Source organism: Microbacterium sp. (genome assembly GCF_036277215.1).
GTDB lineage: Bacteria > Actinomycetota > Actinomycetes > Actinomycetales > Microbacteriaceae > Microbacterium.
In genome coordinates this window covers 1-8,857 of record NZ_DASUNI010000195.1, presented here as the reverse complement: position 1 = coordinate 8,857, position 8,857 = coordinate 1, and the positions used below count along the sequence as shown (strand labels likewise).

Sequence of the window (8,857 nt, the reverse complement as noted above, 5' to 3'; positions counted from 1 at the left end):
GGTACTCCGACGACGTGTTCGTCGAGGCGCGCGATTGGCTGCGGGGGCTGCTGAGCGGCGAGCCCGAGCTCTGAAGCGCCGGGCACCTCGGCCCCCGGCGCCGGCGGCATCCGATCTTCCGCAGTTCTTCGGAGATCTGCATGAACACGGTCGCATCCGGGCCCGCGGCTCGGAGATCGTGCAGATCTCCGAGACTGCGCCTCCGGATCAGGCGGCCAGCAGCTCGAGCGTTCCCAGGCGGCCGGTCGCGACGTCCATCGGCTCGCCGTCGAAGGCGCCTGCGACGGGCGAGATCATGACCTCGTCGACCTCATACTTCGCGGCGAACTCGGCGACCTGCGACCGCACGTCGGCACCGGTGCCCACGAGCCAGCGCCTGCGGGCGGCTGTCATGATCGCCTCCGCCTGCGCGTCGGCCTCGGCCGCCAGCGCCGTGCGCGCCTGCTCGACCGTCTCCAGTGCGGTCAGCGGCTTGCCCGTCCGCAGCCGCGCCATCATCCGCAGCTGGGGGAGCGCGCGCTCCTCGGCCTCCTCGGCCGTCGCAGCGGCGACCGCGTTGATCGTGAGGAACGTCCTCGGCTCGGGATGCGCCTCGCTCGGCCGGTAACCGCCGCGGTACAGATCGAGCGCGCGCTCGAGGCCCTCGCCCGAGAAGTGGTTCGCGAACACGTAGGGCAGGCCGAGGGATGCCGCGAGCTGCGCCGAGTAGTCGCTCGAGCCGAGCAGCCACAGCTCGGGAGCGCCGACTGCGGCCGGCGTGGCGTGGACGTCGTAGGTGCCGCCGGAGGTGAAACGCACGGTCGCGCCGTCGGTCGAGACGAGGGAGAGGATGTCGCGGATGTGATCGGGGAAGCGGTCGACGTCGCTCGTGGTCCCGCTCTGTCGCAGCAGCTGCGTGATCACGGGGTCGCTGCCGGGCGCCCGGCCGATGCCGAGGTCGATCCGGCCGGGCGCGAGCGCCTCGAGGGCGGCGAACTGCTCGGCCACCACCAGCGGAGAGTGGTTCGGCAGCATGACACCGCCCGACCCGACGCGGATGCGCGAGCTGCGCGCGGCCGCCGCCGCGATCAGCACCGGCGGCGTCGTCGAGGCGACCGCCGGCATGTTGTGGTGCTCGGCGAACCAGTACCGGCGGTAGCCGAGTTCATCGGCTTGCCGGACCACATCGAGGGATGCCGCGACCGCTTGCGCGCTGGTCTGCCCGGTGCGCACCGGCACGAGGTCGAGGACGGACAGGGCCGGGTATGCGGAGCGTGACATCCCCAGGCACAACCGCCCGGGGCTGCCCGCGTATTCCGCGGACCGGATCTCAGCCCTGGTATTTGACCAGGCGCTCCTGCTTGTCCTTCATGACGCCGGCGATGATGAGGATGATGTCGATCAGCCACCAGATGCCGAAGCCACCGAGAGTGATGAGCTTCAGGATGCCGGTGCCGATCTTGCCCAGGTAGAACCGGTCGATGCCGAACTCGCCGAGGAAGATCGACAGCAGCAGGGTCGCGAGCCACGACTTCGGGCTCAGGGGCTCCGAACCGGGAGCCGCATACTGCGGCGCGGCCGCATACTGCGGTGCGGCGGCATACTGCGGCGGAGCCGCGTACGGGGGCGGGTCGGCCGGATACTGCGGCGGGCCGGGTTGAACGGGCTGAGACATGGGTTCCTGCCTTTCGAGTCGCCTCGAGCGTAGGACGCGGCCGCACCCGGCACACGGGGGCTGACCCGAATGCGCACTGATCCGCCGCCCGGGCGGTGCGCTCGGGGCGCCGCCGCCGCCCGGACGGTGCGGTCAGGGCGCCGCACCCGCGTGCGCACAACTCCGTCGATCCCGCACCCGGCGGTCGGACGCCGCCCCACCCGCGTGCACAACTCCGCCAATCCGAGCCGTCCACCGACGCCGGCGCCCGGAATTCCGCGGGTCGTCCCGGCCCGGCGCATCGGATTGGCGGAGTTGTGCGCGCGCGACGCGGCTGACCGAACCGAAACTCAGCGCGACGAACGCCGCATCTGCTCGTACGCGGCCAGCGCGGCCTTCCGCGTCTCGCCCAGATCGACGATCGGCTCGGGCGGATCCTCCGGCGAATCGACGCGGTACTCCGGAGCCCACCGGGCGATGTACTCCCCGTGCGGGTCGAACTTCTGCGCCTGCAGCTCGGGGTTGAACACCCGGAAGTACGGGGCGGCGTCCGCGCCCGAGCCCGCGACCCACTGCCAGTTGAACGGATTGCTCGCGCCGTCGGCATCCACCAGCGTGTCCCAGAACCACTGCTCGCCGCGTCGCCAGTCGATGAGCAGGTTCTTGATGAGGAAGGATGCCGTCACCATCCGGATGCGGTTGTGCATCACGCCGGTGTGCCACAGTTCGCGCATGCCCGCGTCGACGAGCGGAATGCCGGTGCGCCCCTGCTGCCAAGCCCGCAGCTGCGCCGGGTGCAGGCGGGGCCACGGGAACGCGTCGAACTCGGACCGGAGGTTCTTGGTGGCCAGGTCGGGGTGGTGGTAGAGCACGTGCGCGGCGAACTCGCGCCAGCCCAGCTCGGAGAGGAACCGCCCGGATTTCTGCCCGGATGCGACCGTCTCGTGCCAGACCGCGTACGGGCTGAGCTCGCCCCACCGCAGCCGAGGCGAGAGGCCCGAGGTCGCGCCCGCCGACGGTTCGTCGCGCGAGCGGTCGTAGTCGGCGAGGTCATCGGCGAGGAACTCCCGCAGCCGAGCGCGCGCCGCGGGCTCACCCGGCTCCCACGTCTCGCGCAGCCCGCCGGCCCAGTCGGGCGCTGTCGGCAGCAGCTTCCAGTCGTCGAGGTCGTCGCTCGCCGGAGTCGACCGCGGACCCGGCATCTCCCGCGGCTCGGGCAGCGGCGCCCGCGGCGTCGGCATCGACTGGCACGCCCGCCAGAAGGGGGTGAAGACCGAGTACGGCGTGCCGGCTCCCGTCTGCACGGTCCACGGCTCGAACAGGAGTGACGCGGCGAATGATGCGACGGTGATCCCGTCGTCGCGCAGCGCCGTCTTCAGCGTCGCATCCACCTCGCGCTCGGCGCCGCCGTAGCGGCGGTTCCAGAACACGGCGCCGGCCGAGGCTTCTCTCGCGACGTCGGCGACGACGGATGCCGCGGCCCCGCGCCGCAGGACGAGCGTCGAGCCGCGCTCCCGCAGGCGCTCGCCGAGGGATTCGAGGCTGCCGTGCAGCCACCACTTCGCGGCGCCGCCGAGCGGACGGATGCCGTCAGACTCCTCGTCCAGCACATACAGGCCGATCACCGGCTCGTCGCGATCGATCGCGGCCCTCAGCGCAGGATTGTCCGCGAGACGAAGGTCGTCGCGGAACCACACGATCGACGGCTGGCCCACCCTCGGATCGTAACCGCGGACGGGGGACGCGAGGGCGGGTTGACGAAGCCCGCCGGCTCTGCCAACCCTCCGGCGCGCGCCACGAATCGACGCCCGGGTCCAAGCACGCGACGCGCCGACCGCCTTCTGGTCCGAGCCCGTTTGCTCGCCTGCCACAACACGCCGACGCGACGCGCACTCCGGGAAAGGGGAGCCCCAAGATGACCGGACGGATGCCGCCGGCGCCGGCATCCGCAACCGTGCTCAGAGCCCCGACAGGTCGTGGCCCTTCGGCACCGCGGTCACGAGGCCCCCCTCGACGATCCGGCAGCGGATGTGCACCGCCTCGCCGAACTCGTCGCCGTCCAGCTGCACCGGCTGCGCCGGGGAGGTCGCCACGTCGAGGCCCTTGCCGCGCGCGTACAGCACCGCGTTGTCGTCGGTCTGCAGCGCCAGGACTCGCCGGCCCGCGCGGAACCGTCGCAGGAAGCTGTTGTCCCATGCGACCCGGCGCCACACCAGCACCCAGCCCAGCGCGTTCTTCGGCTGGAAGATCGCGACGTCGAGCTCGCCGTCCGACACGGATGCCTCGGGGATCAGCTCCAGCCCGGCCGGAAGGGATCCGCAGTTCGCGATGAGGATGCTCTGCACCCGCGCCGCGTGCAGGCGTCGACCCGGCACCTGGTACATGATGCGGAACGGCTTCGCGTTCGCGAGGGATCGAGCCGCCCCGTCGACGTACGCGATCCAGCCGACCTTCTTCTTCAGGTCGCCGCTGGTGTTGGCGATCATCGCGGCGTCCAGGCCCATCCCGCCCATCACGACGAATGCGCGCTCTTCGGTCGTGCCGTCCACGCGCCGCATCGCGGCGAAGCCGACGTCGACGCGCACCTTGTCGCCGTCGAACGTCGCCTGCACCATCGTCGCGTGCTCGGTGAGGGGCAGCGACATGTTGCGGGCGAGCAGGTTGCCGGTGCCGCTCGGCACGATCGTGAGCGGCACGCCCGTTCCGCTCATCGCCTCGGCGACGGCGCGCACGGTTCCATCGCCGCCGGCGACCAGCACCGCGTCCGCACCCGCCTCCAGCGCCTGGCGGGTGACGTCATCGCCCAGGTCGTCGACGGTCGTCTCGTAGAACAGCGGCCTCTTCCACCCCGCGTTCGACGACAGTCGCTCCACCGTCGCACGCAGGGTGGCGGCATCCACTTTGATGGGGTTGTAGACGAGGGCGGCCGTGCGTTCGGAGGCCCCGTTCCCGTCGCTCATCGGCGCCGGGGCACCGTCCGCGTCGACCGCACGGGCGGGCTCGGTCACCGCGTCCTGCGTGCCGGGCGAGACCATGGCGACAGCCTACGGGCGGCCGGCCGCGCGATGCCGCTGAGTACACTTGTCGAGTGATCGATCCAGTCTTCCTCCGTGAGAATCCCGAGCTGGTCAAGCGCTCGCAGGAGGCACGCGGGGAGTCGCCGGCCACCGTCGACGAGGCTGTCGCCGCCGACCGCGAGCGGCGGGCGGCGATCACCGCCTTCGAAGAGCTCCGGGCCGCTCAGAACGCGCACGGCAAGCGCGTCGCACAGGCACCGAAGGAGGAGAAGGCCGCGCTCGTCGCCGAGGCGAAGGCCCTCAGCGAGCAGGTCAAGGCCGCCCAGCACGCGGTGACCGCCGCCGAGGAGACGGCCGATGCGGTGCTCGCGCGGATCGAGAACATCGTGATCGACGGCGTGCCCGCTGGCGGCGAGGACAATTTCGTCACCCTGCGCACGCACGGTGAGCCACCGCAGTTCGACTTCAAGCCCCGCGACCACCTCGAGCTCGGCGAGATCCTCGACGCGATCGACATGGAGCGCGGCACCAAGGTGTCGGGCAGCCGCTTCTACTTCCTCAAGGGCATCGGCGCGCGCCTCGAGATCGCCATCATGATGCTCGCCCTCGACCGCGCGCTGAAGGCGGGCTTCATCCCGCTCATCCCGCCGACGATGGTGCGCCCCGAGGTCATGCGCGGCACCGGCTTCCTCGGGCAGCACTCCGATGAGGTGTACCACCTCGAAGAAGACGACCTGTACCTCGTCGGAACGAGCGAGGTCCCTCTCGCCGGCTACCACATGGACGAGATCCTCGACCTGTCGAAGGGCGCGAAGCGTTACGCCGGATGGTCGACCTGCTACCGGCGCGAGGCCGGCTCGTACGGCAAGGACACCCGCGGCATCATCCGCGTGCACCAGTTCAACAAGCTCGAGATGTTCGTGTACACGACTCTCGAAGACGCCGAGGCCGAGCACCGGCGGCTGGTCGCCATGCAGGAGGGGATGCTGCAGGACCTCGGTCTCTCCTACCGCGTCATCGACGTCGCCGCGGGCGACCTCGGCTCGAGCGCGGCGCGCAAGTACGACGTCGAGGCCTGGGTACCGACCCAGCAGGCGTACCGCGAGCTGACCAGCACGAGCAACTGCACCACCTTCCAGGCGAGGCGGCTCGACATCCGCCACCGCCCGCCGGTGGAGGGCGGCGCCGCCACCGGCAAGACGCAGCACGTCGCGACGCTCAACGGCACGCTCGCCACGACCCGGTGGATCGTGGCCCTTCTCGAGACGCACCAGCGCGCCGACGGCTCGGTCGTCGTGCCCGAGGTGCTTCGCCCGTATCTGGGTGGACTCGAGATCCTGGAGCCTGTCGCGTGAGCGAAGCACACTTGCCGCGCACTGGCAGCATCGAGGTCGTCAAGCAGAAGAAGGCGGCCAAACTCGTCGAACGCGTCGCGCGCGACACCGAGAACCCGAGGCTCCACACCGAGCACCTGCTGATCGTGCTCGACATCGACGGCACCGTGCTCCTCGAGGACGAGACCCTCAGCCCCGGTGTCGTCGAAGCGGTCGAGCACGCCCACCGCGCCGGACACGAGGTGATGCTCGCGACCGGGCGCAGCTGGGAGGGCACGCATCGCATCCTCGAGGCGCTCAAGATCGAGGCCGAGTTCGTCGTGTGCTCGAACGGCGCGGTCATCCTGCGCCGGGTGAACGGCAACCCGGGGCTTTACGAGCGCTTCCACACCGAGACGTTCGACCCGACCGAGGTGCTGCGGCTCCTGCGGGAGCACCTTCCCGAGGCGAAGTACATGGTCGAGCTGGCTGACGGGCGCCGCCTGTTCACCGAGCACCTCGACGACTGGAACCTGACCGACGCCGACCGCGTCACCTTCGACGAGCTCACCGCCAACCCGGTCTGCCGCGTGGTCGTCGTCTCGCCCGGCGACACCGAGCAGGATTTCGTCGACCTCGTTGCCCGCATCGGACTCAACGAGGTCTCGTACGCCGTCGGCTGGACAGCGTGGCTCGACATCGCCCCGCAGGGCGTCGACAAGGGCACCGCGCTCAACCGCGTGCGCGAGTGGCTCGGCATCGATCCGGCGCACGTGCTGGTCATCGGCGACGGGCGCAACGACGTCGGCATGTTCCGCTGGGCGCTCGAGAACGGCGGCCGTGCCGTCGCGATGGAGCAGGGCCCGCAAGAGGTCCGGGATGCCGCCGGTGAGACCACCACGTCGGTGCAGGCCGGGGGAGTCGCCGAGGTGCTCCGCAACCTCTGACCGTGCGTTTCGTCTCGCTTCGCCCGCTCAACGACCGGTCGTTGAGCGAGGAGCGCAGCGACGAGACGAAACGCCGCGCGGCGCTCCGTTCAGGACCTCCTCAGGCGCTCCTGGAAGAATGGCTGAACAGTGCCGTCGGCTAGACTCGACGCCTGTTCGACGGATGCCGCGACCTCGTGTCGTCCGCCGGGAGGGTTGTCCGAGCGGCCGATGGACCTGGTCTTGAAAACCAGTGGGCAGCGATGTCCCGTGGGTTCGAATCCCACACCCTCCGCTTCGTCTTGGGTGTGCTCTCGAGCCCCGCACCCCGAAGCATTCCGAGAGGACCCGAGTGAGCCAGTCGACCAAGCCCGCCAAGCGTGGCCGCCGGACTGTTGCACGCCACGGTGAACTCAAGTCACCGCATCCGTTCGGCATGCTCATGAAGATCTTCGGGATCATCGTCGCCGTGGTGCTCGTCGCCGGAGCGGGAGTCGCCGCCTACGCCGCGTACGACCTGACCGCCAGCTTCACGCAGGATGCGGTCGACCTCGAGGGTCAGGAGGCCGTGCCACCGGACATCGGGGCGATCGAAGGCGGGGTCAACCTGTTCGTCGCCGGCACGGATGCCTGTGAAGAGGCCTACGCCGGTTACTTCGGCGATCGGTGCACCGGCCCGGACGCCGAGGTCGAGCTCAACGACGTCAACATGCTCGTGCACATCTCCGACAGCCCGCGCCGGGTCACGGTGATCTCCTTCCCGCGCGACCTCATGATCTCGATCCCCTCGTGCACGGCCGAGGACGGTTCCGAGACCTCACCCGTGGACTACGCCCCGATCAACACGGCCTACACGCAGGGCGGCCTCGCGTGCGTCGTGAAGACCGTCGCGGCGCTGAGTGAGCAGCCCATCCCGTTCGCCGCGAAGGTCACGTGGGGCGGTGTGATCGAGGTCACCAACGCGGTCGGGGGCGTCGACGTGTGCCTGGCCAGCGGCATCCGCGACTATTACACCGGCATCGACTGGCCGGCCGGCATCCGCAATGTGCAGGGCATCGAGGCCCTGCAGTTCCTGCGCACCCGGCACGGCGTCGGCGACGGCAGCGACCTCGGCCGTATCAGCAACCAGCAGCAGTACATGTCGCGCCTGGCACGCAAGCTGGTCAGCGAAGACGTGCTCTCCGACCCGAGCACGCTGCTCAAGCTCGCGACGACCGCGGTCGACAACGTCACCCCGAGCAAGAGCCTGACCAACCCGCTCACGCTCGTGCAGATCGCGCTCGCGGTGAAGAACGTTCCGTTCGACGAGATCGTCTTCGTGCAGTATCCGGTGGTCACCGACCCGTGGGACGAGAACAAGGTCGTGCCGAACGACGAGTCCGCGCGGGCACTCTGGGACGCGCTCGCCGCGAACCAGCCCCTTCAGCTGACGGGCGAAGCCGGCACGAACGACGCCGTCATCGACGTCACGCCCGAGGCTCCGGTTCCGACCGAGACCGCCACGCCGGCACCCGGCGAGACTGTCGCACCAGCGGAGGAGGCCATCGCCCTTCCGTCCGACATCAGCGGCTCGACCGCGGCACAGGAGACCTGCTCGAACGGCAACCTGCGCGACGAGGGCTAGCCGCTGCGGTCGGCGTGAGCCGGTTCGGGCGGTTCGCTCGGGCTGTCTCCAGCGGTTATGATTGCTGGGCGCATCGGGGTGATTCACTCGCGGATGCCTGGAGACGTCGCATAGTCCGGCCTAGTGCACCACCCTGCTAAGGTGGAGACCCCTCACGGGGTCCGAGGGTTCAAATCCCTCCGTCTCCGCCATTTGACCTTTCCTGGCTTTCCAGGGCGTGCTTGCGCTTTCTTGGCGCTGATTCGTTTCGTAATTTTCTCTTCTCACGTGAGCTTTTGGGGTCACAGAGACGGAGGGATTTGCGTTCTCGGTCGACTCGACACCCGCAGGATTCCGCGGATTTC

General features: G+C 69.9%; 7 protein-coding genes and 2 tRNA genes. 5 read left to right on the top strand and 4 right to left on the bottom strand.

The window, feature by feature from the left end:
• Positions 1-207 precede the first annotated feature (207 nt).
• The 4 genes from VFX99_RS10100 to VFX99_RS10085 form a co-directional block, all read right to left on the bottom strand.
• Positions 208-1,260 carry an MsnO8 family LLM class oxidoreductase gene (locus tag VFX99_RS10100; RefSeq protein ID WP_329666167.1) on the bottom strand — a complete coding sequence of 351 codons (1,053 nt, stop codon included), beginning with the start codon at positions 1,258-1,260 and terminating at the stop codon, positions 208-210.
• 49 nt (positions 1,261-1,309) lie between these two features.
• Positions 1,310-1,654, bottom strand: coding sequence for a TM2 domain-containing protein (locus VFX99_RS10095; RefSeq protein WP_329666166.1), 345 nt, complete (start codon positions 1,652-1,654; stop codon positions 1,310-1,312).
• Between the two features lie 329 nt (positions 1,655-1,983).
• Complete coding sequence (locus tag VFX99_RS10090) at positions 1,984-3,348, bottom strand: deoxyribodipyrimidine photo-lyase (protein WP_329666165.1); 1,365 nt, start codon at positions 3,346-3,348, stop codon at positions 1,984-1,986.
• Positions 3,349-3,591: 243 nt separating this feature from the next.
• Positions 3,592-4,668 (bottom strand): diacylglycerol/lipid kinase family protein, encoded by a 1,077-nt coding sequence (locus VFX99_RS10085; RefSeq protein ID WP_329666164.1) that lies wholly within the window; start codon positions 4,666-4,668, stop codon positions 3,592-3,594.
• Positions 4,669-4,721: 53 nt separating this feature from the next.
• On the opposite strand from VFX99_RS10085, the gene serS reads away from it, so the two are divergent.
• The 5 genes from serS to VFX99_RS10060 all read left to right on the top strand — a co-directional run bounded on the left by serS (position 4,722) and on the right by VFX99_RS10060 (position 8,704).
• Positions 4,722-6,005 carry a serine--tRNA ligase gene (gene serS / locus VFX99_RS10080; RefSeq protein WP_329666163.1) on the top strand — a complete coding sequence of 428 codons (1,284 nt, stop codon included), beginning with the start codon at positions 4,722-4,724 and terminating at the stop codon, positions 6,003-6,005.
• The gene (locus VFX99_RS10075; RefSeq protein ID WP_329666162.1) at positions 6,002-6,910 is read left to right on the top strand and encodes an HAD family hydrolase; all 909 of its coding nucleotides are present in this window, start codon (positions 6,002-6,004) and stop codon (positions 6,908-6,910) included. The genes serS and VFX99_RS10075 overlap by 4 nt, the downstream gene beginning before the upstream one ends.
• A 189-nt stretch (positions 6,911-7,099) precedes the next feature.
• Positions 7,100-7,184 (top strand) — tRNA-Ser (locus tag VFX99_RS10070).
• 57 nt (positions 7,185-7,241) lie between these two features.
• Complete coding sequence (locus tag VFX99_RS10065; RefSeq protein WP_329666161.1) at positions 7,242-8,513, top strand: LCP family protein; 1,272 nt, start codon at positions 7,242-7,244, stop codon at positions 8,511-8,513.
• Positions 8,514-8,612: 99 nt separating this feature from the next.
• Positions 8,613-8,704, top strand: a tRNA-Ser gene (locus tag VFX99_RS10060).
• The last annotated feature ends 153 nt before the right edge of the window (positions 8,705-8,857 follow it).